Source organism: Cupriavidus sp. 10L45 (genome assembly GCF_056395225.1).
Genome location: NZ_JBFTJC010000003.1, coordinates 327,093 through 351,688, shown reverse-complemented (window position 1 = coordinate 351,688; position 24,596 = coordinate 327,093). Strand labels below are relative to the sequence as shown.

The following is a 24,596-nucleotide window of genomic DNA, read 5'->3' as shown; positions in this document are numbered from 1 at the left end:
GCCCCGCCCGCCGCCCCCCATGCACATCCGTTGGCTCGAAGACTTCGTCTGCCTGGCGCAGGCCGGCAGCCTGGCGCGCGCGGCCGAGTTGCGCAATGTCACGCCGCCGGCGTTTGGCCGGCGCATGCAGGCGCTGGAGGTCTGGGCCGGCGCGCCGCTGATCGACCGCAGCGCGTTTCCCGTGCGGCTGACCGCCGAGGGCCGCCAGTTCCTTGAAGCCGCCGAAGCCGCGCTGCGCACGCTCGACGAAGCGCGCCTGTCGCTGCGGGCCGCGCATCGCGCCGATGCCAAAACGCTGACCATCGCCACCGGCAAGACGCTGGCCCGCTCGATGGTGCCGGCGTGGCTGGCCGGCCTGCGCCACGCGCTGCGCGACGACCCGGCCGGCGCCGGCTTCCGCACGCGCATCTCCACCCATGCCACGCACGACGCCCTCGCGCTGTTCACCGAAGGTGACGTCGATTTCCTGCTCTGCTACAGCCCGCACGACCTGCCCGTGATGCTGGACGACGCGCGCTACACCTTCCACCCGGTGGGCGTGGAGCGGCTGGTCTGCGTGGCCGCCGCCGACGCGCGCGGCGGCCCGGCCTATCGGCTGCACCGGGCCAAGACCGCCACGCGTACCGCGCCCGTGCCGATGATCGCCTACGCCGAGACGCTGACCATGGGCCGCATGGTCAATCAGGAAATCGCACGCCGGAAGCTGGCTGCGCGGCTCGATGTGATCGCCGTGAGCGATTTCGCCGAATCGGTGCATGAGATGGTGCGCCAGTCGATGGGATTGGCCTGGCTGCCCGCCCGGCTGATTGCCGACGACCTCCACACGGGCCGTCTGGTGCGGGCCGATCTGGACGGCGGCGACGCCTCTGACCTCGCCCTCGACATCCGCCTCTACCGGCCCCGGGCGTCGATGCGCGCGCTGGCGGAGGCGTTCTGGCGGGCGGCGGCGCAGCGGGCGGATTAGGACGAGTCTTAGCTGTCGATTCGCGCGCAGAATCGGGAGCGAACTCCGTCGATTTTCGACCCACATTTGTGCGTCCAACTGCACCATTCCGGCCCATTGCCGAAATGGCAACCCGCATTGCCAAAGCCGCATGCCGGCGCGCCCGGCGCTCACTACCATCGCCGGACAACACCACACCTGCCGGAAGAGAAATCACCATGAAAACCCTGCTGCGCGCGGCCGCTGCCGCCTCCCTGAGCTGTTGTGCCCTCGCCGCCACCGTCGCCCAGGCGGCGGGTGGCTATCCCACCAAGCCCATCACGCTGGTGGTGGGCTACACCGCCGGGGGCAGCGTCGATCTGGTCGCCCGCACCGTGGCGCCGGAGCTGGGCAAGCGGCTCGGCCAGAGCGTGGTGATCGAGAACCTCGGCGGCGCCGGTGGCACGATCGGCGCGTCGAAGGTGGTCAAGGCGGAGGCGGATGGCTACACGCTGCTGCTGGGCTCGGGCAGCGAGGTCTCCATCGCCCGCCTGACCAACCAGGCCGTGCGCTATGACGGCGAGAAGGATCTGGCGCCGATCACCTTCGTCGGCACGCAGCCGATGGTGCTGGTCGGCAAGCTGCAACTGCCGGCCAAGGACGCGGGCGAGCTGATGGCGCTGGCCAAGTCGCAGCCGGGCAAGCTGTCTTACGCCTCGTCGGGCGTGGGCACGCCGCTGAACCTGGCGGGCGAGCTGATCAAGCAGCAGGGCAAGGTCAACATCACGCACGTGCCGTACAAGGGCGCCTCCGCGATGGCCACGGACCTGCTGGGCGGCCAGATCGACCTCGCCGTGATGGTGCTGTCGTCGGCGCTGCCGCATATCCAGGCGGGCCGTGTACGCGCCTATGGCGTGACCGAGGGCAAGCGCGCCAGCGTGGCGCCGAACGTGCCGGCGCTGGCCGAGACGCCGTCGCTCAAGGGCGTGGACATGGGCGTCTGGTTCGGCCTGATGGCGCCTGCCGCCACGCCGCGCCCGGTGATCGACCGCCTGAACACCGAGATGCAGGCCGTGCTGGCCCTGCCGGACGTCCGCAAGAAGCTGGCCGAAGCTGGCGTAGAGGTGGCGCCGGCCAATCCGGCCCAGTTCGGCACCTTTATCAAGCGCGAGACGGCCCGCTATCGGACCATCGTGCAGACCGCCGATATCCGCGAGTAAATAGGATTCTTTCCATGACGCAGACGCCTCCCGCCTTCGCCGCCTATCCGGTGGAGGTCAGCTTTCCCGATATCCGCCCCTACGCCGCCGGCAACACCGGCATCGCCTACGTCCACACGTTCGATTCCGGCCTGCCGGGCCCGCATGTGATGGTCAACGCGCTGACACACGGCAACGAGGTCTGCGGCGCCATCGCCGTGGCCGGCCTGCTCGACCACGGCCTGCGTCCGCGCCGGGGGCGCCTGACGCTGGCGTTCGCCAATGTGGACGCCTACGCCACCTTCGACGCCGCCCGGCCCGATGCCTCGCGCTTCGTCGACCAGGACTTCAACCGCGTCTGGACCGCCGCCGTGCTCGACGACACCACGCGCGATTCCAGCGAACTGCGACGCGCCCGCGCCATGCGCCCCGTGATCGATACCGTGGACCTGCTGCTCGACCTGCACTCGATGCACGAGAAAAGCCGGCCGCTGATCGTCTCCGGGCCGCTCGACAAGGGCATCGCGCTGTCGAAGGCGCTCGGCGCCCCGGCGGACATCATCGTCGACGAAGGCCACCCCGAGGGCCGCCGCATGCGCGACTACGCCGGCTTCGGCGACCCGGCCAGCGCGCGCAACGCGCTGCTGGTGGAGTGCGGCCAGCACTGGGAGACCGCCGCCGTGGACGTGGCGCGCGACTGCACGGCGCGCTTCCTGCTGCAGGCGGGCATCGTCGAAGAAGCGGATTTGCCGGCCGGCTGGCTGCGCCCGCTCCCGGCGGCGCAGCGCGTGGTACGCGTGACCGAGCCCGTGGTGGCGGCGAGCATGGACTTCCGCTTCGCCGGCCCGTACACGGGGCTGGAAACCTTCGACCAGGCGGGCACCGTGATCGGCTGGCGCGATGGCGAGCCGGTGACCACGCCGTACGACCACTGCGTGCTGGTGATGCCGTCGCTGCGCCAGCTTCGGCCGGGTGTGACGGTTGTACGACTTGGTCGGCTGGACGTTTGATCGAACACATCCATGCAACCGGTTGCAATCGACATTGCATCCTGATGTGACCTATTAGAGTAAGCGTTCGATCCATTCAAGCCGGGGGGCGCGCCATCCGTTATTGACGCTGTGACGACCTGCCGTCAGAGCGGGCGTTGCCCGCGCGCCATTAAGGTGCGTGGAATTGCCACGGAGCGCCCCTTTTGACTTCTCTCTCACTCTCCCGACCCGCGTCGGCCGGCCGCGCGCGCGCGCTCGCCGGTAGCTGGAGCATCGGCACCCGCATCGCGCTGGTGGTGCTGGTCGTCCAGATCATCGCATTCGGCGCCTACGCGCTGGCGCTGTCCCTGAGCAGCATGCATCAGCTCGAGGACCAGGCCCGCGAGGCCATCTACGCCGAAAGCCAGACCCTCAGCGAACTGGTCGGCCAGCTCGACGACACCATCCTCCAGGAAGCCGATCGCTTCATGCTGAGCTTCGCGGCCGTATTGCCCGGCCCGTACAGCGTGGACCCGGCGCAGACCGTGGAAATGGCCGGCAAGGCCACACCGACGTTCCGCAGCGGCGACCTCGTGCTCAATAACAGCTTCGACGTGCCCGACCGCTTCCTCGCCACCACCGGTGGCGTGGTGGCGACGGTGTTCGCGCGCACCGGCGACGACTACATCCGCGTGACCACCTCGCTCAAGAAGCAGGACGGCCAGCGCGCCATCGGCACGCTGCTGGACCGCGCCGGCGCCGCCTACACGGCCGTGGCGGCGGGCAAGTCCTACCGCGCGCTGACCTGGCTGTTCGGCAAGCCCTATATGAGCAAGTACGAACCGGTGCGCGACGCCGGCGGCAAAATCGTCGGCGCGCTGTACGTGGGCGTGAACGTCGAGGCCGAGCTGGCGATGCTGAAGAACCGCATCCGCCGCAAAGCCATCGGCAGCGATGGCCACTTCATGGTGATCGACGCCCGGCCGGGCGCGGACCAGGGCAAGGTGCTGGTCGACCGGGCCGGCGGCGAGGGCTCGGTGCGCATCGACGCCAAGGACGCCGATGGCAAGACCTGGGTGCGCGACATGATCGCCGCCAAGGAGGGCTCGATGGTGCACACGGTGGCCATGGGCAATGACGGCAATGGCGCCACCGCCGAGCGCCTGACCGCGTTCGCCACCTACCCCGAGTGGCAGTGGGTGATCGCCGGCACGGTGCCGATGGATTCGCTGCGCGGCGAACTGGTGGCGAGCCGCAACCGCTTCCTGGCCGCCGGCCTGCTGGTGGCGCTGGCGGTGTCCGCCGCGTTCTGGTGGCTGCTGCGTCGCATGGTCAGTCAGCCGCTGACGCACGCGGCCGGCGCGGCCTCCCGGCTGGCCGAGGGCGACCTGACTGCCCGGCTGGACAGCCCGCGCAATGACGAGATCGGCGAGCTGATGCGCGCCATCGACGGCGTGGGGCAGGGGCTGACCGGCATCGTGGACAAGGTGCGCGGCAGCGTGGCGGCCATCGCCGGCAGCACGAGCCAGATCGCCAGCGGCAACGCGGACCTGTCGTCGCGCACGGCCTCGCAGGCGGGCAGCCTGGAGCGCACCGTGGCCAGCATCGAACAGCTTTCCGCCACCGTGAAGCAGAACGCCGACAACGCCCACGACGCCAACGCCGCTGTGGCCAGCGCCGCCGAGGCCGCCCGCGCGGGCGGAATGACGGTGGGCAAGGTGGTGGATACGATGGCCGAGATCCATCGCAACGCGCAGCAGGTGGTGGACATCATCGGCATGATCGACGGCATTGCCTTCCAGACCAACATCCTGGCGCTGAACGCCGCCGTGGAAGCGGCCCGGGCGGGCGAGCACGGGCGCGGCTTTGCGGTCGTGGCCGGCGAGGTGCGCAGCCTGGCACAGCGCAGCGCCAACGCGGCGGGCGAAATCAAGGGGCTGATCGAGCGGACCGTGACGGACCTGAAGTCTGGCAACGAGGCCGTGCAGCAGGCCGGTTCCGCCATCGACGACATGGTGCGGCGCGTGGAAGGCATGGCGGCGCTGATGAGCGACATCAGCGTGGCCTCCCGCGAGCAGGCGCAGGGGCTGGCGCAGGTCAGCGGCGCGGTGGCGGAGATGGATACCACCACGCAGCAGAACGCCGCGTTGGTGGAAGAGGCCGCCGCGGCCGCCGAGAGCCTGCATCACCAGGCGCAGGAGCTGCGCCAGGCGGTGGAGGTGTTCCGGCTGGCCTGATGGCTGGGCTGCTGGTTGGCCTGACTGCTGGCCTGACTGCAGGCCTGACCGGGGACGGTCAGGCGGCGGGTGCCGGCGCCGGGGCTGCCTCGGGCGCCGGTGCCGGGGCGGGCGCTGCCTGGGCCGGCTGCGGCTTGGGCTTCAGGCCCGGGAAGAGCTGGTCGACCAGTTCCTCGATCTTGGACGCCGGCGGGATCAGGTGGCTCAGGTTCACGCCGCCCGCGCTGCGGTTGGCGTTGAACAGGGCCTTGCCCACGCGCTCGCCGTTGCGGTAGATGGTGATGTCCGCCGAGGTCAGGAATGGCGTCACGTAGGTCTGGCGCTGGGCCGTGTAGGTGGCCGTCATCGGGCACGAGGCGATCGACGAATACGGCGGCAGCATCTTCACCTCGAAGTTGCGCGCGCGCAGCGAGGCCGCGAAGTCTTCCACATAGGCATTGCCGTTCACCTGGTTGGTGACCACGCAGAACAGCGCGCCATCGGCGCCAATCACCTGGTTGCCATCGACACGGAATTCGGCCGGGCCGCCATAGGCACCGGACTGGTAGCCGGCGATGGGGTCGTACGTGACCGGCCGGTCGACCGGGGTGACCGCCTGGTAGGTGGAACAGCCGGTGGCCAGCAGGGCCAGCGCAGCGGCAAGGGTTGCTCTCTTCATGGTGTGTCCTGGATCGCGTCGGCGAGGGTGCCGGCCGCCCGGGCTCACAACAACAAGCGAGGGGCGCAGTGCCGGCAGCATGCCTGCGTACTGTAGGCGTGCGGCGCGGCGGTCAATGCGGGGAACAGAGGGGGAAAATCGGCCCATCCGTGCTGTCAGGCGGCCAGGCGGCCCGGGAGGCGCTTCTTCGTTGGGGACTTAGTTGGCGCCGCCACGTACCAGGCACTCGTTCAGCAGCGGCGTGCCACCCTCGGCCAGCCCGGCGCCGGTGCACTCCACGGCCACCTTCTGGCCGCGCCGGACCATCGTGGCGCGTGCCTCCACCTCGCATCGGCGACCGGCCGGTCCGCAGATCTGTTCCGGCAGCAGCACGGCGCGGACCACCTGGCCCGGCGCATCGGTGCGGATCTCCAGAAACACCTCCGTCCCTTCACGGCGAATGCCGCTGGCCACGCCTTCCACGATGAAGTATTTGCCCCGATAGCGGTCGTCGGCCGCCCCGGTGTTGTCGCGATAGTCGTTGAGCAGGGCCGCCGCCGCGTACTCGGGCAGCCGGTCGGCGGGACGGTTCTCGTCGATGCTGATCGGATCGAGCGTGCCGTCGTGCGGAATGCCGCGCGGCACGCTGGCCGGCACCACCTCGGCCGTCTCGGCGGGAGCGGGCCCGGTCGGCACGATCTCGCCAGTGTCATTGCCGACAAACCACAGGATGCCGATGATCGCCACGAAGACGATGATGAGAAGGGTTTGCCGGAGACGGGACATCTTGGAGGGGGGCTGAGGAGGAAAAGCGGCAGTTTACCCGGTTGGGCCGCCCGAGACCCCATCGGCGTCGCCAACCTGCGCCAGCAACTGCGCCTTGGCCGCCGCCAGCACCTCGTTGGACAACCCGGTGCCCAGCGTGGCGCGCGACAGCACGAGCGCGCCGACCATCGTGGACATCTGCGCGATGGCCGCCGCGCGCCGTGCCGCCGGGTCGTCGCCCGGCTGCACGCCCTCGAGGATCTCGAGCAGATCGCGGATACCGTCGACAAAGGCCGCACGCACCGGCTTCTCCTCGCCCTCGCGGGCGACGTCATTGGCCAGCGCCGCCGCTGCGCAGCCGGTGCCGGCGGCGTTGCGGTTGCGCACGGACAGGTAGTTCTCGATCAGCCCGGCGAGGGCGGTGGCCTTGTCCGGAGATTCCTCCACCCGCTTGCGCCAGCGCGCGCCCGATTCCTCGAACGCCCGCGTGCAGGCGATGGCCGCCAGCGCATCCTTCGACGCAAAATGGCCATAGAACCCGCCATGCGTCAGCCCAGCCGCCCCCATGAGGTCCGCCACGCTGATGCCATGAAACCCCTGCTCGCGAAACAGCCGCGAGGAGACCTGTTCGATAGTGACGCGGTGCCGTTCGGCTTCCGCCTTGGAGACGCGGGGCATGTGTAACTCCGGTTCAGGGATGTGCGGCCCGGGCAGGCCCTACTTCCCAATACAAAACCGCGTGAAGATGGTTCCCAGCAGGTCGTCGCTCGTGAACTCGCCGGTGATGCTGTTGAGGTGGTCCTGCGCCAGCCGCAGTTCCTCGGCGAACAGGTCGAGCGCCTGGGCCTGTTGCTGCGCGCGTTCGGTGGCCACGTCGAGGTGGGACTGGGCGTTGCGCAGCGCGGTGAGATGGCGCTCGCGCGCGAGGAACGTGCCCTCGTTGCCGGACTGCCAGCCGATCAGACGCAGCAGTTCGCGGCGCATGAGGTCGATGCCCGCGCCGGTGCGCGCCGAGATCCAGATCTCGGTCGGGTTCGGCCCGTTGGCCGCCACCACGTGCGGGCGGTTGCCGCCGAACATCATCTCGCCGGCGGCGGGCGCCATGTCGATCTTGTTCACCACGCGCACGATCGGCGCGCCCGGCGGCAGGCGGCCGCTGAGCTGGTCGTCGATGTGGTCGTCGATCTCGGACAGGCCATGCTCGATGTAGTCGGGGGCATCCACCAGATGCAGCACGATGTCGGCGCGGCCGATGGCCTCCCAGGTGCGCTCGATGCCGATGCGCTCGACCTCGTCGGCGGCGTCCTCGCGCAGCCCGGCGGTGTCGATGATGTGGAGCGGAATGCCGTCGATCTGGATCGTCTCGCGCACGCGGTCGCGCGTGGTGCCGGCAATCGGCGTGACGATGGCCAGTTCGGCGCCCGCCAGGGCGTTAAGCAGCGACGACTTGCCCACGTTCGGCTGCCCGGCGAGCACCACCGACAGCCCCTCGCGCAGCAGCGCGCCCTGGCGCGCCTGCTTCAGCACGCCGGCGAGGTCGCTGCGGATGCGGGCCAGCTGGCCGCGCGCGTCGGAGGCTTCGAGGAAATCGATCTCTTCCTCGGGGAAGTCCAGCGTGGCCTCCACCAGCATGCGCAGATGGATGACCTTCTCGACCAGCGCGTGGATGGCCTTCGAGAATTCGCCTTCCATCGAGCGCGCGGCGGAACGCGCCGCGGCCTCGGTGCTGGCTTCGATGAGGTCGGCCACCGCTTCGGCCTGGGCGAGGTCGAGCTTGTCGTTCAGGAAGGCGCGCCGCGTGAACTCGCCGGGCTCGGCCACGCGCAGGCCAATCTCGCGCCCGGACTCCAGGCAGCGCGACAGCAGCATCTGCATGACCATCGGTCCGCCGTGGCCCTGCAGTTCGAGCACCTCTTCGCCGGTGTACGAGTTGGGGGCGGGGAAGTACAGCGCGAGGCCGTGGTCGATCACGCAGCCGCGCGCATCGAGGAAGGGCAGGTAAGTGGCATGGCGCGGCTTGAGCGTCTGGCCGCAGACCGCGCGCATCACGGTGCCCACATCGGGGCCGGAGACGCGCACGACGCCGATGCCGCCACGACCTGGTGCGGTAGCGATGGCGGCGATAGGAAGCTGGGGAGCAGTCATGGGCACTATTGTCGCAGAACGGGATGGGTGCGGCGCATGCCGGCGGTTAGGGCGGGGTGGGTTTGGCTGTCGATTCGGCCATGGATTCGGTCGTCGATACACCGAGGCATTCCGCCATCAACCGACGTGCCACCGAGGCGTCGATCACGGCGCCGAGCTCCCCCTGCCTTGCCACGAGTTGCTTGCGCAGTCCTTTGCGATAGCGCTTCGGCAGGACATCGGACAGCGCTTCGATCGCATAGCGCAGCCGCTTGTTGCCGATGCGGAGCTTGTGCACGTGCTCGGTCCGGCCGTCGCGCGCGGTGCGGGTGAGGTCACGTACCCGATCGCGTGCCTTGCGGATGCGCTTGCGGGCGAACGCGCCCAGCTTGCCGCGCGATTTGCGCCCGGCAAGGTGCAGCAGGTCTCGGTGCAGTGTAGGCAAAGGCGCCTGCCGATATCGTGACAATCGTGTAACCATGCCTTCCCGCGCGGCCGACCGGCGTGCCTGCGCGGTCTCGATCAGCGCCACCAGCACGGCATCGCCGGGATGGTCGGCCAGCGCCGGGGACAGCGTCTCGATGACGAACACGTCCCAGTCGCGCACGTCGCTGGCGGCGTTCGCCACGTCGCGCAGCGCCCGCTTCCAGCGGGCCTTGACGCGCGCGGGCTGTACCGGGCCGAAGGCCCAGGCCACGGCGCGCAGGTGTCGCAAGGCCACGCGCAGCGCGTGGACGTCCTCTGCCTGATCGCGGTGCAAGACCAGTTCCAGCCCGTCCTCCACGGCGCTGAGGCCCTGCGTGGCCAGGTCCACGAAGGCTTGGGCCGGCCGCATGTTCCGGTGCAGGGCGGGGGCGGTAGGCATCGGCAACCTCTGACCTCCACGACAATGACTGTGTCACTGCAGTGTAGGCGATAGCGCACGCGTCGCCGGAGATGCTGTGACCGCTGCGCCGCACAAGGGCGCCCAAGGAGTTGCCGCTAGCGCGTGGCGACGATGAACACGCGCGGGAACGGCAGCAGCACCGTGCCGTCGGCCATCGCCGGGAAGACCTTGGCCAGCGCGGCTTCGTACTGGCGCAGGTAGTCGGCCTGCTCGGCGGCGTCCAGCGGCGCCAGGAATGGCCGCAGGCCGCTGCCCTTGAACCACTCCACCACGGCGGCGGGGCCGCCCTTGAGGGGATGCTGGTAGATGGTGCGCCAGACATCCACGCGCGAGCAATGCGGCTTGAGCAGTTCGTAGTACCAGCGCTCGGACGCCAGCGGCGTGCGCGCCTGCGCCGCCGCCGTGAGTTTGGGCGACCACGGCCCGTTCATGGCCGTCTCGCGCATCAGCAGGTGCGGCGGTTCGTCGAGGTTGTCCGGCATCTGCACGGCCAGGCTGCCGCCCGGCGCGAGCTTGCTCACCAGCGACGGGAACAGCGTGGCGTGATCGGGCACCCACTGGAACACCGCGTTGGCCAGGATCACGTCATAGGGGCCGGCGTCGGTCCACGTGGTGGCGTCGGCGAGGGCGAAGTCGATATTCGGCAGGCGCTTGCGGGCGGCCGTCACCATGTCGGCATCGCTGTCCAGGCCGGTGACCTGGGCGTCGGCATAGCGCGCCGCGAGCACCTCGGTCGAGTTGCCGGGCCCGCAGCCGATGTCGACCACGCGCCGCGCCTCGCGGGTGGGAATCGCCTGCACGAGGTCGCGCACCGGGCGCGTGCGCTCATCCTCGAACTGTACGTACTGGCTGGCCGACCATGTCATCTCGCGTCCTCTTCATCGTGGCTGGATCAGGGCACAAGCATACGCCGCCGGCGCACCAAAAAAGAAGCCCGGCGCGAGGCCGGGCTTACTTTCAGATTCGTCTCAGGCGAATGTCAGCGCGATCAGCCCTTGGCCACCGCCGCCGCCTTGCCCTTGCCGAGCATCCGGTTGATCTGCCATTGCTGGGCGATCGACAGGATGTTGTTCACGACCCAGTACAGCACCAGGCCGGCCGGGAAGAAGAAGAACATGAACGAGAACACCAGCGGCATGATCATCATGACCTTCGCCTGCACGGGGTCCGGCGGGGTCGGGTTCAGCTTGGTCTGCACGAACATCGACACGGCCATCACCACCGGCAGGATGTAGAACGGATCCGGCACCGACAGGTCGTGGATCCAGCCCAGCCACGGCGCGCCGCGCATTTCCACGGACGAGAGCAGCACCCAGTACAGCGCGATGAACACCGGGATCTGGATCACGATGGGCAGGCAGCCGCCCAGCGGATTGACCTTCTCGGTCTTGTACAGCCCCATCATCTCCTGGTTCATCTTCTGCGGATCGCCCTTGTGGCGTTCGCGGATGGCGGTCATGCGCGGCTGCAGGTCCTTCATCTTGCCCATGGACTTGTAGCTCGCTGCGGACAGCGGGAAGAACACCAGCTTGATCAGCACCGTCAGCGCGATGATCGACCAGCCCCAGTTGGCCAGCACGCCATGCAGCTTCTCGAGCAGCCAGAACAGCGGCTTGGCGAGGATGGTCAGCCAGCCGTAGTCCTTCACCAGCTCCAGGCCCGGCGTGATCTGCTCGAGCATGCGCTCTTCCTGCGGACCGGCGAACAGGCGGGCATCGGTGGTCACCGAGGCGCCCGGCGCGATCTGGCCCAGCGGCTGTTGGATGCCCACGCGGTACAGGTTCGGATCGATCTGCTCGGCGTAGAAGCTGTGCTGCTTGCCAGCCTGCGGAATCCAGGCGGAGGCGAAGTAATGCTGCACCATCGCCACCCAGCCGCTGGTGGTGGCAGCCGGCACGGTGGCCTTGCCCTTGGCGATGTCTTCGAAGCTCAGCTTGTGATACTTGTCGGCATCGGTGTAGATGGCCGGGCCGGTGAAGGTGCTGTAGAACTGCGACTGCTCGACCTTGCTGCCGTCGCGCGCCAGTTCCAGGTACAGCGTCGGCGAGATCGGCGCCGTGCCGGCGTTGGTCACGTCGAAGCGCGCATCCACCACGTAGCTGCCCTTGTGGAAGATGTAAGTCTTCACGAACTTCACGCCGCTCTTCTCGGCGGTCAGCACCACTTCGAGCTTGTCCTTGCCATCCAGCGTACGCGGACCCGGCGCAACCGAGAACACCGTGGTGTGGTTGGGCAGGTCGCCGCCGATCAGGCCGGAGCGCGCCATGTAGGTGCGGTTGGCGTCACGTTCGAACAGCACGACCGGCTTGCCGTCCTTCTCGTGGTGCTTGAGCATCTCTAGGCGGGACAGGATGCCGCCGGCCGTGTCGATCTCGGCACGCAGGTCGTCGGTGGTGACCACCACCTTCTCGCCCGTGGGCTGGGCAGCGGCCTGCGGGGCGCCAGGCACTGCGCCCGGCGCCGAAGCACCCGCGGTGGCCGATGCGTTCGCCTTGGGCACGTCGCCCTGCGCCGCAGCGCCGCTCGCGCCGCCGGCCGGGGCGGCCTGCTGCTGCGTGTTGGCGCTCGGGAAGAACATCGACGCGTGGCCGTTGGCGCGCTGCCAGTTGTCGTAGAGCAGCACGAGGGCCATCGAGAAGATGACCCACAGGATGGTGCGTTTGATATCCATGTCTCGCTATGGTCGGAGGAAATCAGGGTCTCGGGAGCCGGACCGTGACAGGCGGGCGGCCTGGCGCGGCGGAGGCAGGAGTCGCCGCGGCGGCATTCCCGTGTTTCGTGGGGTCGGGCACGGGATCATACCCGCCCTGCGTGAAAGGATGGCAGCGGCAGAGCCTGCACGCGGCCATCCAGCTGCCCCGGGCCGGTCCGTGCAGCACGATGGCGTCACGGGCGTACTCGGAGCAGGTAGGCAGGAAGCGGCACCGCGAGCCCAGGTACGGACTCAATGCGATCTTGTAGATGCGCAGCAGGGCAAGCAGGATTCGCTTCATGGTGGATATCAGGCAGGCGCGTTGGGCGTGGCAGGCGCCGCCGGGCCGGCCGCATCGACGGCGGGCGGGGCGGTGGGCAAGGGTCTGGCCGCCACCTCGAGCAGGCCGGCGATTTCCGCAAGGCACGCCCGCCGGACGGCCGTCCGGCTGGCGAAGTCCGCGCGCGGAAACTTGGCCTGCAGCCGCAACAGGATGTCGCGGCCCGCGAGTTTGGCTTGCTGGCCCCGGAACAGTTCCCGCGCCATGCGCTTCACGAGGTTGCGCTCGGCGGCGCGCGGCGCGAACTTCTTGCCGACGACGATGCCCAGCCGGGCCTGCGCCTGGCCGTTGGCTCGCACGTACAGCACGAAGTGTGCGCTGCGACGCCGTGGCCGCAAAGCAAAAACGGATGAAAATTCATCCGTCTTTGTGAGCCTCGCGGCTTTGGGAAAGGCATGGGTAGACACGCTGTGCAAAGCTAGCGGGATCGCTGGGCTTGCGGCGGCTGCCCCTGGCTGACCTGAGTGCGAGGCGGTGGCGGGGACGGTCAGTGCGCGGTGCGATGGCAGGCCATCGCGGCGCTCGACCGTCCGGGCCGGTCGCCCGGCGCTCAGATGGCCAGGCGCTTGCGGCCCTTGGCGCGACGAGCGTTGATGACGGCACGGCCGCCGCGGGTCTTCATGCGCACGCGGAAACCATGGGTACGCTTGCGGCGGGTAACGGAAGGTTGGTAGGTACGTTTCATGTTGCACTCTCTGGTTGATCCGGGCTTTCCGGGCGCCGGCCAATGCCGGGGCGCCTTGGCCGCCGCGTATGGTTCGCATGGGGCCGCCGCAATTCCGATCGGGTTTGCTGCGGTCTGCCGACGATTCTGGTTCTGTCTTGCTGCCGGCCGCCGCTGGCCTGGCTGAAGGCCGAGGCGCTGACGGGGGATCAGGCCGCTTGCCTGATGCCGCACATGTTTACACGTGGCGGTACGGGCCAGACCCGGCGATGCGCATACGTGATCCCCTGCCGCATCGCAGAACCCGCCATTTAACCGATATTCGCGCGAACTGTCAAGGCAACCGATGGCCAGTGCCGCCGACGCCGCCACAATGGCAGGCGCATGCGTCGGTGCGCCATTGTCCACAATGGCCGGTGGGTAACCTTGTGGGTATCCGGGGTCACCTATATGCGGTAGCCAAGATGTCCAACTCGTTGTTTCCGATGGATTATCAGCTGCCCAGGCCCCTCTCCGGGCCGTTCTTCCTTATAGGTTGTGCACAGCAATCCACTGAATTTTCACAACTTGTCCACAGGGTTATCCTTTGTGGATAACTTGAGGCGGGGGGTACAATCCCGGTCCAAACACTACACGGGCCGCGTGGCGCACGCACAACCCGGACTTCCTGCCTTGGTATACCGCTTGATCGGGCGATGCTTGCCGCACGCCGATGGGGTGGCATTGCCGCGTCGCGCTGGCCCCCGAGGGGCCGCGTGGCGGGAAGCCGGATGATTGGCGGGCACCCCGATACTCGTGACGCGCTGCGGCCTGGCGCGATCACCAAACAAGAACACATGCAAGATTTCTGGCAGGCGGCAGCCGCGCAACTCGAGCGCGAACTGACGCCGCAACAGTTCAAGACCTGGATCAAGCCGTTGGCGCCCGTCGCCTTCGACGAGGAGGCGCATGCGCTGCGGATTGCCGCGCCTAACCGCTTCAAGCTCGACTGGGTCAAGAGCCAATTCTCGGGCCGCATCACGGCCCTCGCCTGCGAATATTGGGAAGCGCAGGTTAGCGTTCACTTTGTCCTTGACCCTGCCGCCTCGGGGCGCGCGGCCGCCTATACCCAGCAGGCCACGGCACAGATGGGTGACAACGCCGGCGCGCACGCTGCAATGGGTACGCCGATGGGCGCACCCGGCAACGGCTATCCGAGTGGACAACACGGCGCTTCTCATGCGCCGCAGGGAACCGGTTATCCCGACTATCCGAACCCGGGCGCGCCGAGCGGCTATCCCGGCATGGCTGCCCTGAATCCCCAGGGCAACTACCCGGCGCGGCCGCAGATGCCGCAGGCGCCGCACACCGGTCATCCGCTGCAAGGCAATGCCGGCGGCCATGGCGCGGATATCGGTGATATCGACGTGGCCCAGATGGACCCGTCGGAGGCCAGCGCGCGTTCGTACCGCGTGCAGCCCCAGCATCCGCAGCATGTGCAGCAGCACCCGCAGCACCAACAACACCCGCAGCACCAGTCCCACCCGGGCCAGCCGCAGCCGATGGGCGGCGCCCAGCCTAGCGACACGGTGCATGAGCGCTCGCGCCTGAACCCGATCCTGACGTTCGACAACTTCGTCACCGGCAAGGCCAACCAGCTGGCGCGCGCCGCCGCGATCCAGGTGGCCAACAACCCGGGCAAGTCGTACAACCCGCTCTATCTCTATGGCGGCGTGGGCCTGGGCAAGACCCACTTGATCCATGCCATCGGCAATTTCATGCTGATGGAGAACCCGCGCGCGCGGATCCGCTACATCCACGCGGAGCAGTATGTGTCCGATGTGGTGAAGGCGTACCAGCGCAAGGCGTTCGACGAGTTCAAGCGGTACTACCACTCGCTGGACCTGCTGCTGATCGACGATATCCAGTTCTTCTCCGGCAAGAACCGTACGCAGGAAGAATTCTTCTACGCGTTCGAGGCGCTGATCGCGAATCGCGCACAGGTGATTATCACCAGCGACACGTATCCGAAGGAAATCACCGGCATCGACGACCGGCTGATCTCGCGCTTCGACTCGGGGCTGACCGTGGCCATCGAGCCGCCCGAGCTCGAGATGCGCGTGGCCATCCTGATGAAGAAGGCCGCCGCCGAGAACGTGAGCGTGCCCGAAGAGGTGGCGTTCTTCGTCGCCAAGCACCTGCGTTCCAACGTGCGCGAGCTGGAAGGCGCGCTGCGCAAGATCCTGGCGTTCAGCAACTTCCACGGCAAGGACATCACGATCGATGTCACGCGTGAGGCGCTGAAGGACCTGCTAACCGTGCAGAACCGCCAGATCTCGGTGGAGAACATCCAGAAGACCTGTGCCGACTTCTACAACATCAAGGTCGCGGACATGTATTCGAAGAAGCGGCCCGCCAATATCGCCCGGCCGCGCCAGATCGCCATGTACCTGGCCAAGGAGCTGACGCAGAAGAGCCTGCCGGAGATCGGCGAGCTGTTCGGCGGACGCGACCACACCACGGTGCTGCACGCCGTGCGCAAGATCGCCGACGAGCGGAGCAAGGACGCGCAGCTGAACCACGAGCTGCACGTGCTGGAACAGACGCTCAAGGGGTGATGCCTGAGCCGGTGACGCAGGTGAATCCTGCGCCGCCTGGCACCGTTTTATGATTTTAAAGGTTGGCCTTGCCGGGCTGGCATACTACAGGGTGCGCGCCCGGCGGCAAACGGGCGACTGAACGAAACGCTTGGATCGCGGGAAATCGGCCTCAGATAAGGCTTTGCGGTGAGTCGGGGCGGCTTGGCGGGAAGAAATGACGGATCGTGGCTTTTTAGGCACAGCCGTCCTCCGCGCCGGAGCCGGCCCGCTTCACCGCAGCGGCTTATCCTTGGTACAATGCACAATTAACTCCTTGATTCCTAAGTGAATTTGGGGTTGCGCGCAACCTGCGGTCGCTGACGACAAACGACGAAGGATAAATTCAATGCAATTGGTCAAAACCTCGCGAGACAATCTGCTGCGTCCGCTGCAAATCGTGAGCGGCATCGTGGAGCGCCGCCACACCCTCCCGATCCTGGCCAACCTGCTGATTCGCAAGTCCGGCTCGAATGTTTCCTTCCTCTCGACGGACATCGAGATCCAGATCACCACCCACGCCGAATGCGGCGTTGGCAGCGACAGCGTGGCCACCACCGTGGCGGCGCGCAAGCTGCTGGACATCCTGCGCGCGATGCCTGACGGTGACGTGGCGCTGTCGCTGAACGACAAGCGGATGACGGTGCAATCGGGCAAGAGCCGCTTCGCGCTCCAGACGCTGGCCGCCGAGGAATTCCCGACTGTGGCCGAGGCTGCGGAGTTCAACGCGAGCGTGAGCCTGCCGCAGAAGACGTTCAAGCATCTGCTGGCGATGGTCCACTTCGCCATGGCGCAGCAGGACATCCGCTATTACCTGAATGGCATGCTGCTCGTCGTGGACGGCAAGAAGGTGATGGCCGTGGCCACCGACGGGCACCGCCTGGCGTACTGCGGCGTGGAACTCGAGACCGAGGCCACCGGCGGCGGCGCGCGCCAGGAAGTGATCATCCCGCGCAAGACCATCCTGGAACTGCAGCGGCTGCTCGAAGATAACGACGATCCCGTGCAGGTGCAGCTGGCGGCCAACCAGGTCAAGTTCACGTTCGCCAACATCGAACTGATCAGCAAGCTGGTGGAAGGCAAGTTCCCGGACTTCCAGCGCGTGATCCCCAAGGGCTACAAGAATGCGTTCGCGATCGACCGCGTGAAGCTGCAGCAGGCGCTGCAACGTACCGCCATCCTGACCACGGACAAGTTCAAGGGCGTGCGCTGTATCCTCGATACGCACATGCTGAAGATCAGCTCGACCAACGCCGATCAGGAAGAGGCGCAGGAAGAACTCGAACTCGATTACTCGGGCGACGCGCTCGATATCGGCTTCAACGTGACCTACCTGCTCGACGTGCTGGCCAACCTGAAGAGCGAACAGGTGCAGGTCAGCCTGGGCGACTCCAATTCGAGCGCCCTGATTACCGTACCGGAAGACGACAACTTCAAGTACGTCGTCATGCCGATGCGGATCTGATGACCGGGACTCCGGCCATGCCCGCCCACGCGGGGATGGCCGTGGACTGTCCAGTAGACAACCGGGCACACACCGCAGCAGGGGCAGGATCCCAACGATCCGCCCCTTTTGCCGTTTTTAAGTAACCCGCCATTGCGGACCCCAGACCCCGCGCCAGCCCGGCGTCGGGACCGGATTCCGCATTTGCCGTGAGTATCGTGAGTAGGAAAACATGACCGACCAGCAAAATCCGCAGCAGGAAAACTCTTACGGAGCCTCTTCGATCCAGATCCTGGAAGGCCTGGAGGCGGTACGCAAGCGCCCGGGCATGTATATCGGCGACACCTCCGACGGTACTGGCCTGCACCACCTCGTGTTCGAGGTCCTGGATAACTCCATCGATGAGGCGCTGGCTGGTTATTGCACCGAGATCCAGGTCACGATCCACAGCGACAACTCGATCTCCATCGTCGACAACGGCCGCGGCATTCCGCCGGCGGTGAAGTTCGACGACAAGCACGAGCCGAAGCGCAGCGCGGCGGAAATCGCCATGACCGAGTTGCACGCGGGCGGCAAGTTCAACCAGAACAGCTACAAGGTGTCTGGCGGCCTGCACGGCGTGGGCGTGTCCTGCGTGAACGCGCTGTCCAAGTGGCTGCGTTTGACCGTGCGCCGCGACGGCCAGGTCAACCTGATCGAGTTCGCCAAGGGCGAGGTGCAGAACCGCGTGATCGAGACCGTGAACGGTCCGGATGGCAACCCCGTGGAAGTCTCGCCGATGAAGGTCATCGGTGCGACCGACAAGCGCGGCACCGAAGTGCACTTCCTGGCCGACGAGGAAATCTTCACCAACGTGGAGTTCCACTACGAGGTGCTGTCCAAGCGCATCCGCGAACTCTCGTTCCTGAACAACGGCGTGCACATCCGCCTGACCGACCAGCGCACGGGCAAGGAAGAGGATTTTGCCTACTCGGGCGGCGTGAAGGGCTTCGTCGAGTACATCAATCGCGCCAAGACCGTGCTGCATCCGACCATTTTCTACGCGAATGTCGAGAAGGAAGGCATCACGGTGGAAGTGGCCATGCAATGGAACGATGGCTACAACGAGCAGGTTTTGTGCTTCACGAATAATATTCCGCAGCGCGACGGGGGGACCCACCTGACCGGCCTGCGCGCGGCAATGACGCGGGTCATCAACAAGTACATCGAAGAAAACGAGATCGCCAAGAAGGCCAAGATCGAGACGTCCGGCGACGACATGCGCGAGGGCCTGTCCTGCGTGCTGTCCGTGAAGGTGCCCGAGCCGAAGTTCAGCTCGCAGACCAAGGACAAGCTGGTGTCGTCCGAAGTGCGTCTGCCGGTGGAGGAACTGGTAAGCAAGGCGCTGACCGACTTCCTGCTGGAAACGCCGAACGACGCCAAGATCATCTGCGGCAAGATCGTGGATGCCGCTCGTGCGCGCGAGGCGGCCCGCAAGGCCCGCGAAATGACGCGCCGCAAGGGCGCTTTCGACGGCATGGGCCTGCCGGGCAAGCTGGCCGACTGCCAGGAGCGCGACCCGGCGCTGTCCGAACTGTTCCTGGTGGAGGGCGACTCCGCAGGCGGCTCGGCCAAGCAGGGCCGCGACCGCAAGTTCCAGGCAATCCTGCCGCTGAAGGGCAAGATCCTGAACGTGGAACGCGCGCGCTTCGACAAGATGCTGTCCAGCCAGGAAGTGCTGACGCTGATCACGGCGCTGGGCACCGGCATCGGCAAGGACGACTACAACCTCGAGAAGCTGCGCTACCACCGCATCATCATCATGACCGATGCGGACGTGGACGGCTCGCACATCCGCACGCTGCTGTTGACGTTCTTCTATCGCCAGATGCCGGACATCATCGAGCGCGGCTATGTGTACATCGCCCAGCCGCCGCTGTACAAGATCAAGCACGGCAAGGAAGAGCGGTACATCAAGGACGACAACGAACTCAACGCCTACCTGCTGAAGCTGGCGATGGAGAAGGCGTCCCTGACGCGCCCGGACGGCAGCGAGATCATGGGCGACGCCCTGACCGAGCTGGCGCGCCAGTACCAGCTGGCCGAAGGCGTCATCGGCCGCCTGTCCCGCATCGTCGACCCGGACGCGCTGCGCGCCATCGCCGACGGCGTGGTGCTGGATCTCGACAACGCGGCAGCGGCGGAAGCCTCGGCCGTGGCGCTGAAGGCCAAGCTGGCCGAGATGCACGCCAAGACGCTGCTGGGCGCCGCCGTGAACGACGACGGCACCGCTGACGTGTATGCGCAATTCGACGAGAAAACCGACAAGCACCGCCTGATGATCGCGCGCCGGCACCACGGCAACGTGCGCCTGTCGCACCTGGACGCGGACTTCGTCCATGGCGCCGACTACGCCGCACTCGCCCGCGCCGCCACGACCTTCCAGGGCCTGATCCCGGAAGGCACCAAGGTCAAGCGCGGCGAAGGCGAACGCCTGCGCGATCAGACGGTGTCCGACTTCCACCAGGCCATGCAATGGCTGCTCTCCGAAGCAGAGCGCGGCGTGTCCCGCCAGCGCTACAAGGGCCTGGGCGAGATGAACCCCGAGCAGCTGTTCGAAACCACGCTGGACGTGACCCAGCGCCGCCTCCTGCGCGTGCAGATCGAAGACGCCATCGCGGCCGACCAGATCTTCACCACACTGATGGGCGACGAAGTGGAACCGCGTCGTCATTTCATTGAGTCGAATGCGCTGGTGGCGCGGAATATTGATGTTTGAGGTGGTGCGCCGATCCTAGCGAGATCATAAAAACGCTAGTCATCAAATGGGGTTACGGCTTGCCAGGCCGTAACCCTTTTTCATTGAAGTGAGACTGTCCATGCCTCTCATCGATATCAAGAATCTCCAACTCGCCGCCGCCGCCTTTGGCGAGCGGCGCGGCTGGGGCAAGTATCACAGCCCCAAGAATCTCGCCATGGCGCTGAGCGTCGAGGTGTCCGAACTCGTGGAAATCTTCCAGTGGCAGACGGAAGAGGAATCCCGCAACGTCATGGCGACCGCGGAGCGGGCGCATGTGGAGCAGGAACTGGCGGATATTACGATTTACCTCACGCAGCTTGTGACGGCGTTGGGGGTGGATCTGGATGCCGCGGTGAGGGCGAAAATGGAAATGAATGCGGTGAAATATCCCCCACCTGCGGGGGAAGCGTAGCGGAATCGAATTCAGGCACACTCGCGGCATAAGGACGAATTCAAAAACCCTACGGGCGTAAGCGAGCATCGCGATGGCAAGAAGAAATAATAACGGTGTCTTCGAGGATCTTTTCGGTATTGCCCGGATGTTGCCATGGTGGGCCAGCGTAGTCCTTGCTGTGGTCGCCTACGGCATATTGCATCGTTATGCCATCGCCGACGTTCCCACCAATGTGCCGCCTGGTCAGATCGGCAGTATGGTTGTTGCACAGATGGTCAAGGCGTTCGCCACATATGGCCAGTACATCGTCCCTACCATCGTTCTCGCAGGCGCGTTGGCGTCGTATTTTGAAAAGAAAAAGCGAGAGAGGCTTATTGGCGCGGTAGCCGCTGATGCGTCAGGTAAAGCCCTGAATCAAATGTCGTGGCGCGAGTTCGAAATGCTTGTGGGACAGGCGTTTCGCGCAGATGGCTATACCGTGACAGAAGTCGGTGGCGGTGGAGCTGACGGCGGCGTGGACCTACAATTGCGAAAGTCCGGCGAGATATTCCTGGTTCAATGCAAACAGTGGAAGGCGTACAAGGTCTCCGTGAAAGTGGTTCGGGAACTCTACGGCGTCATGACGGATAGAGGCGCGGCTGGCGGTTTTGTCGTGACGTCAGGCGTTTTCACGTCGGATGCGGCGGCATTTGCCAGGGGCAAGAATATCGAACTCGTGGATGGCGCGTCGCTATTGGCTCGGATTCGAAAAAACGAAGCGATCGCGCCATCTCCTGCACTGTCGGCACAATATACCTCCGTCGAACCGATGGCCTCAAGTGCCGGCCCGACGCCAGCTTGCCCGAAGTGCGGTGCACAGATGCTCCAGCGGATCGCAAAGCAAGGCGCTAACGTGGGTAAGGCATTTTGGGGATGTGAGGCGTTTCCAAAGTGCCGTGGTGTTCGGGGACTGTGAGGGATACGGTTTTCGCGGATAGAGCGGGCTGTCTCGGATCTGCCGACTTACCGATCGGGAAGATTTCCTTCCTAAATCGCTCGATAGACGCTTTCGCGTTATCGATCGGTAATTTTCTTCCTACACATTCCCGATTGCCACGCGCCAGACCCGCGCTGCAGCGTCTCCCTCATACCGCACAAACGCCACGCTGGACACCATCGGCTCAACAATAGGAATCTTCTCCATCGGGGTGACGATCAGGCATTGCACGTTGGCGGCGCCTAGCCGTTGTAGCCAGTTGCGCGTGGTGTCGTCGTCGCCCCGCCAGAATGATTCATCCAGCACGGCGAGGTGGAAGCGGTAGGGCCGAGCCGCCTCTGCGGTGGCCAGCGCGGATGGCGCGTCGCGTAGTTGTTCGTCCAGAAGTGCCCAGTCGCGTGCGTCGGCGTCGATGCGGGCCTGGAGCCAGCGGCGCATGCTCTCGCGGCAGGGGTCGCATGATTCCACGGTGGGCGCGTGTTGCCCGAACGCCTCGGCGCGCAGCGCGTCGAGCATGTCGAGGCTGGCCGACTGCATGGCGGGTTCGGACGCGGCCAGTAGGTCTTCCGCCTGCTGGCGCTCCGTTTCTGCGATGGCCATCGCCGTCTGCGCCGCCGTGCGGGCGTCGCGGCAGGCATCGAGCGATTGCTCGCATGACCGGATCGTCCCTCGTAATTCCTCCAATCCATCGGCCAGTTGCTGGAGGATGTCCGAGGCATTCTGGAGTCGTTGCTTTTCCTCGCCGAGCCGCGCGGCGTCCCGCGCCGGCATGTGCCAGTCGATTTCGTGGAAGTCTGAAAAAGCGGAGAGTTGCGAGAGCGCTGCGGACGGCGCATGGGCCCGGCGCGCCGCCAGCCGCTCGCGTTGGGCGAGGAAGTCCGCCTCGGTGGCGGCAGGCGCTTCGTTGACGGAGGCAATCAGCGTGGCGTACAGCGTTGCGCGTTGCCGGCGGATGTCGCGTACCCGTTCGAGTTGCTCGATATCGATGTCGAGCTGCGCGATCCGCTCGCCGCCACTCGCGGAAATGCTATGCCGCAGGTGCAGCGCCTGGGCACGCAGCGCGGCGTGGCGCTCCACTTCATCCAGCACGCGGCGGTCGTGCCGCGCCCAGTCGTCGGCCAGTTGTCCGAGCCGCACCTCCAGCAGCGCGAGCTTGAGGCTGGCAAAGTAGCCGTCCAGCGCGTCGCGGCAGGCGCGCAGAGCCTCGACGGGTAGCGGATCGCCGATGGTGAAACAGCGACGGAACCATGCGTGATACCGCGCGAAGGTGTCGAAGGATTCGGCGCCGACCGTGCGCAGCGATTTGCGGAGGGCGACGAGGTCGCCGTCGAAGTGAGAAAGATCCCCGCCGATGCTCAATTCATGCGGCGCGGCGACGAACAGCCGCGCGGGCAGGGGCTGATCCGCCGCGCTAGGGAATATCTGGGCAAGGGTGACCGTTCTGTCGAACGCGGCATTGTGGAAGACGCCAAGCAGCATGGCGGGCCGATCCGTCGCATGCGGCGTGATAGCGGGGTTCGGGGCCGGGAGTAGGAGCATTCTCAAGGCCTCGACCAGGGCGCTCGTGCCTGGCCCGAGGTTGCCAGTCAGCACGGCATGGCGGCCGTCGGGACACATCGATGTCACACCTTGCCGGAACGGCCCCCAGTTCGAGACCTCGAGCCGCATCAGGCGGAATCCTGCATCCAGTGTGGTGGCCTCGATATCCGGGGCCACCGTCTCCGGTGCCATGGTGGGTGGCCTATCCATCGACGCCTCGCGTGCGCTCGGTGGAGGTGCCGCGCAGTTGTGTCTGATAGGCGGCCAGCCGCGCGTCGAAATCGGCCAGCCATTGGGTGTCGATAAATGCTTTCAACACCCGGCGGACTTCGTACGAAGGTGTTTCCGTTTGGCCCGCGCGCCGCAGGAAGCCGAGTTCGACGATCTTGCCCACATGCGAGTCGACCATGTCGATAAGTTTGGCTTCATTGCTGCCCGAAGGCAGGAACGTGCGTAGCAATTCAGCGATGTCTTCGCGCGTCAGGATCAGTGGGCCATCGAGACCGGCAGCGTCGAATTCGGCGAGCGCCTTGCGCAGCAACGCCAGCGTGAGGCTGACCGCGTAGGACAGGGGGCGTCTGGCGATCAAAGAGGGCGCCGTGGCATCTGCCGCTGGCGCTGATAGCACTCGTAGAAATGCGAATCCATCGTCCTCGTCGACGACCAGGGCGAGGCCCAGCACGGCCACATAGTCGCGCACGGCTGCCTGCTGTGACACGAGTGCCTGCCAAGCGCTGGGTGAGTCTTCGCGGCACAGCACCCCTTTGAGCAGCGGGACCACAAGGGGCGACAGGGCGTGGGGACCGTGCGCGCTCATGATCCATGTCTCACAAAGACGACGCGTGGCATTTGTGCGCCGCGTGTCAGCGGCTCGCCGCCCATGCCGCGCGCGTGCCAGGTGACGGTCTCGGTCGCCGCCTCATCGACGACGCAATGGAAGGTATCGCCAGTCAGTTGCAGATAAGTCAGCAACTCCGCGAGGCCGTGTTCGAGTGGGTGGTCCCCGCAGAGGGATTGCAGCGAGACTTGCGGCTGGCTGCGTAGCGCAGCTTCGACCCGTCGTTTGAGAAGGCTCTGACTCAGGGCCGCAGCCGGCGGCGGCTGATACAGCACCCGCTCCATGGGCAGGTCGATGTGAGCCGCCGTCTCGTCGATCGACGAAAACAAGCCGGCTGGCGGGGTGTCGCGCAGTGCCAGGGCCCGTGCCTCGATGCTTTGCAGAATGGCCGGGAGCGTGTCGGGGTCGATGCGCAAGGCGGGCCCTCCGGGTTAGGTGAGGCGGCTGGAATCGGTTGTAGTGTGCCTTCGGTCGCCACATTCAGGAAGCAACATTCCCGCCATGAATCGTCATGCGACGAAAACGTGGCGTTGGCCGGACACGCCGCTGCGCGCTAGACTGGTATGCATCGCAT

Annotated in this window: 22 protein-coding genes; 9 read left to right on the top strand and 13 right to left on the bottom strand. The window is 66.4% G+C overall.

Translation table 11 applies throughout. The features are described from left to right. The first annotated feature begins 19 nt into the window (after window positions 1-19). From AC1DFU_RS07580 to AC1DFU_RS07565, 4 genes are all read left to right on the top strand, one after another. Window positions 20-964: a LysR family transcriptional regulator gene (locus AC1DFU_RS07580; RefSeq protein ID WP_441591542.1), complete on the top strand. Its 945-nt coding sequence runs from the start codon at window positions 20-22 to the stop codon at window positions 962-964. Window positions 965-1,161: 197 nt separating this feature from the next. Further along, window positions 1,162-2,142 carry a Bug family tripartite tricarboxylate transporter substrate binding protein gene (locus tag AC1DFU_RS07575; protein WP_441591540.1) on the top strand — a complete coding sequence of 327 codons (981 nt, stop codon included), beginning with the start codon at window positions 1,162-1,164 and terminating at the stop codon, window positions 2,140-2,142. 14 nt (window positions 2,143-2,156) lie between these two features. Then, complete coding sequence (locus tag AC1DFU_RS07570) at window positions 2,157-3,131, top strand: M14 family metallopeptidase (protein ID WP_092291090.1); 975 nt, start codon at window positions 2,157-2,159, stop codon at window positions 3,129-3,131. Window positions 3,132-3,316: 185 nt separating this feature from the next. Next, entirely contained in the window at window positions 3,317-5,329 is a 2,013-nt protein-coding gene (locus AC1DFU_RS07565) for a methyl-accepting chemotaxis protein (protein ID WP_441591538.1), read from the top strand. A 58-nt stretch (window positions 5,330-5,387) separates the two neighbouring features. Here the strand turns inward: AC1DFU_RS07565 and AC1DFU_RS07560 are convergent, their stop codons facing one another. The 10 genes from AC1DFU_RS07560 to rpmH form a co-directional block, all read right to left on the bottom strand. Then, window positions 5,388-5,987, bottom strand: coding sequence for an Sbal_3080 family lipoprotein (locus tag AC1DFU_RS07560; protein ID WP_092291094.1), 600 nt, complete (start codon window positions 5,985-5,987; stop codon window positions 5,388-5,390). Window positions 5,988-6,185: 198 nt separating this feature from the next. Next, window positions 6,186-6,752, bottom strand: coding sequence for an OB-fold putative lipoprotein (locus AC1DFU_RS07555; RefSeq protein ID WP_092291096.1), 567 nt, complete (start codon window positions 6,750-6,752; stop codon window positions 6,186-6,188). Between the two features lie 33 nt (window positions 6,753-6,785). Then, a complete protein-coding gene (locus tag AC1DFU_RS07550) occupies window positions 6,786-7,409 on the bottom strand; it encodes a TetR/AcrR family transcriptional regulator (protein WP_092291098.1) in 624 nt (207 codons plus the stop codon). A 39-nt stretch (window positions 7,410-7,448) separates the two neighbouring features. Beyond that, the gene (gene mnmE, locus AC1DFU_RS07545; protein ID WP_441591535.1) at window positions 7,449-8,876 is read right to left on the bottom strand and encodes a tRNA uridine-5-carboxymethylaminomethyl(34) synthesis GTPase MnmE; all 1,428 of its coding nucleotides are present in this window, start codon (window positions 8,874-8,876) and stop codon (window positions 7,449-7,451) included. Window positions 8,877-8,922: 46 nt separating this feature from the next. Beyond that, the gene (locus AC1DFU_RS07540; RefSeq protein ID WP_092291102.1) at window positions 8,923-9,720 is read right to left on the bottom strand and encodes a CHAD domain-containing protein; all 798 of its coding nucleotides are present in this window, start codon (window positions 9,718-9,720) and stop codon (window positions 8,923-8,925) included. Window positions 9,721-9,836: 116 nt separating this feature from the next. Next, a complete protein-coding gene (tam, locus tag AC1DFU_RS07535) occupies window positions 9,837-10,607 on the bottom strand; it encodes a trans-aconitate 2-methyltransferase (RefSeq protein ID WP_441591533.1) in 771 nt (256 codons plus the stop codon). Window positions 10,608-10,729: 122 nt separating this feature from the next. After that, window positions 10,730-12,412 carry a membrane protein insertase YidC gene (gene yidC / locus AC1DFU_RS07530; protein WP_441645438.1) on the bottom strand — a complete coding sequence of 561 codons (1,683 nt, stop codon included), beginning with the start codon at window positions 12,410-12,412 and terminating at the stop codon, window positions 10,730-10,732. A 22-nt stretch (window positions 12,413-12,434) separates the two neighbouring features. Continuing rightward, entirely contained in the window at window positions 12,435-12,734 is a 300-nt protein-coding gene (yidD, locus tag AC1DFU_RS07525; protein WP_092291108.1) for a membrane protein insertion efficiency factor YidD, read from the bottom strand. Window positions 12,735-12,742: 8 nt separating this feature from the next. After that, window positions 12,743-13,180 carry a ribonuclease P protein component gene (gene rnpA / locus AC1DFU_RS07520; RefSeq protein ID WP_092292073.1) on the bottom strand — a complete coding sequence of 146 codons (438 nt, stop codon included), beginning with the start codon at window positions 13,178-13,180 and terminating at the stop codon, window positions 12,743-12,745. Between the two features lie 143 nt (window positions 13,181-13,323). Beyond that, window positions 13,324-13,458: a 50S ribosomal protein L34 gene (gene rpmH / locus AC1DFU_RS07515; protein WP_008650850.1), complete on the bottom strand. Its 135-nt coding sequence runs from the start codon at window positions 13,456-13,458 to the stop codon at window positions 13,324-13,326. Between the two features lie 815 nt (window positions 13,459-14,273). Between rpmH and dnaA the strand changes: the two genes are divergently transcribed. From dnaA to AC1DFU_RS07490, 5 genes are all read left to right on the top strand, one after another. Further along, complete coding sequence (gene dnaA / locus AC1DFU_RS07510) at window positions 14,274-16,034, top strand: chromosomal replication initiator protein DnaA (RefSeq protein WP_092291122.1); 1,761 nt, start codon at window positions 14,274-14,276, stop codon at window positions 16,032-16,034. Window positions 16,035-16,401: 367 nt separating this feature from the next. Further along, complete coding sequence (gene dnaN, locus AC1DFU_RS07505) at window positions 16,402-17,517, top strand: DNA polymerase III subunit beta (RefSeq protein ID WP_092291124.1); 1,116 nt, start codon at window positions 16,402-16,404, stop codon at window positions 17,515-17,517. 211 nt (window positions 17,518-17,728) lie between these two features. Beyond that, window positions 17,729-20,254, top strand: coding sequence for a DNA topoisomerase (ATP-hydrolyzing) subunit B (gene gyrB, locus AC1DFU_RS07500; protein ID WP_092291126.1), 2,526 nt, complete (start codon window positions 17,729-17,731; stop codon window positions 20,252-20,254). Between the two features lie 100 nt (window positions 20,255-20,354). Beyond that, complete coding sequence (locus AC1DFU_RS07495; protein ID WP_441591525.1) at window positions 20,355-20,687, top strand: nucleotide pyrophosphohydrolase; 333 nt, start codon at window positions 20,355-20,357, stop codon at window positions 20,685-20,687. A 73-nt stretch (window positions 20,688-20,760) separates the two neighbouring features. Beyond that, on the top strand, window positions 20,761-21,624 hold the full coding sequence (locus tag AC1DFU_RS07490; RefSeq protein WP_441591524.1) for a restriction endonuclease: 864 nt from the start codon (window positions 20,761-20,763) through the stop codon (window positions 21,622-21,624). 120 nt (window positions 21,625-21,744) lie between these two features. Here AC1DFU_RS07490 and AC1DFU_RS07485 read toward each other — a convergent pair whose 3' ends face one another. From AC1DFU_RS07485 to AC1DFU_RS07475, 3 genes are read right to left on the bottom strand one after another with little or no spacing between them, the layout of a single operon-like run. Further along, window positions 21,745-23,376 (bottom strand): ATP-binding protein, encoded by a 1,632-nt coding sequence (locus AC1DFU_RS07485; protein ID WP_441591522.1) that lies wholly within the window; start codon window positions 23,374-23,376, stop codon window positions 21,745-21,747. Between the two features lie 10 nt (window positions 23,377-23,386). Further along, window positions 23,387-24,001, bottom strand: coding sequence for a DUF4194 domain-containing protein (locus tag AC1DFU_RS07480; protein ID WP_441591520.1), 615 nt, complete (start codon window positions 23,999-24,001; stop codon window positions 23,387-23,389). Continuing rightward, window positions 23,998-24,438: a DUF3375 family protein gene (locus AC1DFU_RS07475; RefSeq protein WP_441591518.1), complete on the bottom strand. Its 441-nt coding sequence runs from the start codon at window positions 24,436-24,438 to the stop codon at window positions 23,998-24,000. The genes AC1DFU_RS07480 and AC1DFU_RS07475 overlap by 4 nt, the downstream gene beginning before the upstream one ends. Between the last annotated feature and the right edge of the window lie 158 nt (window positions 24,439-24,596).

Bases quoted from the DNA above. Each gene is read 5' to 3' on its own strand.
- mnmE (WP_441591535.1), bottom strand. From the start codon at position 8,876: ATGACTGCTCCCCAGCTTCCTATCGCCGCCATCGCTACCGCACCAGGT.
- AC1DFU_RS07575 (WP_441591540.1), top strand. From the start codon at position 1,162: ATGAAAACCCTGCTGCGCGCGGCCGCTGCCGCCTCCCTGAGCTGTTGT.
- tam (WP_441591533.1), bottom strand. From the start codon at position 10,607: ATGACATGGTCGGCCAGCCAGTACGTACAGTTCGAGGATGAGCGCACG.
- gyrB (WP_092291126.1), top strand. From the start codon at position 17,729: ATGACCGACCAGCAAAATCCGCAGCAGGAAAACTCTTACGGAGCCTCT.
- AC1DFU_RS07485 (WP_441591522.1), bottom strand. From the start codon at position 23,376: ATGGCACCGGAGACGGTGGCCCCGGATATCGAGGCCACCACACTGGAT.
- AC1DFU_RS07490 (WP_441591524.1), top strand. From the start codon at position 20,761: ATGGCAAGAAGAAATAATAACGGTGTCTTCGAGGATCTTTTCGGTATT.
- dnaA (WP_092291122.1), top strand. From the start codon at position 14,274: ATGCAAGATTTCTGGCAGGCGGCAGCCGCGCAACTCGAGCGCGAACTG.
- AC1DFU_RS07560 (WP_092291094.1), bottom strand. From the start codon at position 5,987: ATGAAGAGAGCAACCCTTGCCGCTGCGCTGGCCCTGCTGGCCACCGGC.
- AC1DFU_RS07580 (WP_441591542.1), top strand. From the start codon at position 20: ATGCACATCCGTTGGCTCGAAGACTTCGTCTGCCTGGCGCAGGCCGGC.
- yidC (WP_441645438.1), bottom strand. From the start codon at position 12,412: ATGGATATCAAACGCACCATCCTGTGGGTCATCTTCTCGATGGCCCTC.
- AC1DFU_RS07570 (WP_092291090.1), top strand. From the start codon at position 2,157: ATGACGCAGACGCCTCCCGCCTTCGCCGCCTATCCGGTGGAGGTCAGC.
- yidD (WP_092291108.1), bottom strand. From the start codon at position 12,734: ATGAAGCGAATCCTGCTTGCCCTGCTGCGCATCTACAAGATCGCATTG.
- AC1DFU_RS07555 (WP_092291096.1), bottom strand. From the start codon at position 6,752: ATGTCCCGTCTCCGGCAAACCCTTCTCATCATCGTCTTCGTGGCGATC.
- AC1DFU_RS07550 (WP_092291098.1), bottom strand. From the start codon at position 7,409: ATGCCCCGCGTCTCCAAGGCGGAAGCCGAACGGCACCGCGTCACTATC.
- rpmH (WP_008650850.1), bottom strand. From the start codon at position 13,458: ATGAAACGTACCTACCAACCTTCCGTTACCCGCCGCAAGCGTACCCAT.
- dnaN (WP_092291124.1), top strand. From the start codon at position 16,402: ATGCAATTGGTCAAAACCTCGCGAGACAATCTGCTGCGTCCGCTGCAA.
- AC1DFU_RS07480 (WP_441591520.1), bottom strand. From the start codon at position 24,001: ATGAGCGCGCACGGTCCCCACGCCCTGTCGCCCCTTGTGGTCCCGCTG.
- AC1DFU_RS07495 (WP_441591525.1), top strand. From the start codon at position 20,355: ATGCCTCTCATCGATATCAAGAATCTCCAACTCGCCGCCGCCGCCTTT.
- AC1DFU_RS07540 (WP_092291102.1), bottom strand. From the start codon at position 9,720: ATGCCTACCGCCCCCGCCCTGCACCGGAACATGCGGCCGGCCCAAGCC.